Source organism: Seonamhaeicola aphaedonensis, from assembly GCF_003386195.1.
GTDB classification, from domain to species: Bacteria; Bacteroidota; Bacteroidia; order Flavobacteriales; family Flavobacteriaceae; genus Seonamhaeicola; species Seonamhaeicola aphaedonensis.
In genome coordinates, this window is record NZ_QRDX01000035.1 from 1 (window position 1) to 1,309 (window position 1,309).

The following is a 1,309-nucleotide window of genomic DNA, read 5'->3' on the forward strand; positions in this document are numbered from 1 at the left end:
TGGTTTAACCCTGAGATGGAACACATTTACTTTAAGATGCATTGTCTGCGAAGCAGCGTAGATTAAAGTTCGCCATCGGCGAATGTGTTCCATCGGTTTTGTGTATGGCTCGTTGCGGGATATCCGCGAGGATTTTCCGCCGTAACTGAAAGATAGCAAATTGCAATGAATTCCGATTAAGGAATTCAGCCGCAATGAGCTATACACGGTGTTGCCACACGTTTTTTTAATTTTATTCATCAGGTAATAAGTCAGATGTAAATCCGCTATTTTTTTCCCATTCTTTAATTTGTTTCATTTTCTTCTTTCCCAAAAATTTGCCTGTCCAAGGATTAAATGAGTAAACATTGAACTTATAGGTAATTCTTGAGCGTCCTTCTTTTTTTATTTCATCTATTTGGTCTGTTAATTCAGCGATATAATATTTAAACTGCCCATCATAAAAAGTCGCTTTATTAAATCTTTCCCATTTTAAAAATTCCGAAATATTTTCTCCTTTTAGTCCGTGTTCTTTGGCAATTGAAATAGCCTTTGTTTTGTCAATTTCAAAAGTTCTGTTTTCAGAGTTTAATTTTTCGAATCCATTGTTGCTAAATCTATCGTGACTTGGAATATAATTTCCATTTTCGTCAAGACTAATTCCAATCATTTCACTTTGCCAATCCGAGTTTTCAAGTCGTACTTGATACCGAAAAAGAAATTCAGTTGGTTTTCTTTTCATTGGTTCTGTCCAACTACCAACATAACCATCTTTGTCGTAAGCATAACAATTAAAATTGAAACGAACTTGGCTATCGAAAAACTCTTGACTATAGTTAGAAATAATCAAGCTGTCCGCTTTTTTTTTCATTCTCTCAAGTATTTCGTGATGAGGAAATAATTGTCTGTTTACCTCGCATATTGCATTATCATAATCACGTGTAAACAATAATTGTTTGTCGAAATTATATTCTTTCCAAATTCCAAGGTACTTTCCATTTTTTCTTTTCCAACCTTCTGTGTTTAATCTTGTTGTGTCTTTTATGTAATGCACGCTGTACCAAACAGAATCTTTATTTTTATAACTTTCTTCGTAAATGTGATAAACAGAATTTCTGATAATTTCGATGTCGGATGAATCTGTCGAAATATTTTCACGACTAAACTGTCCGAAAACAGAAAGTCCCGAGATAAGTGTGAAAAATGTTAGCAGAAATTTACTGTTCATAGGCTTGGTTCAAATGTCTAGTCCTGAAATATGGCTACAGGTTAAAAATTGATTTACGCTGTTAATTTATATACCATATTTGGTGTTTTATAATCTAAAGAT

The 1,309-nt window shown here is 33.2% G+C and carries 1 protein-coding gene; it reads right to left on the reverse strand.

Annotation, left to right across the window (positions count from 1 at the left end; translation table 11 throughout):
• Positions 1-232: 232 nt before the first annotated feature.
• Complete coding sequence (locus DFQ02_RS14995; RefSeq protein ID WP_116525259.1) at positions 233-1,207, reverse strand: hypothetical protein; 975 nt, start codon at positions 1,205-1,207, stop codon at positions 233-235.
• Between the last annotated feature and the right edge of the window lie 102 nt (positions 1,208-1,309).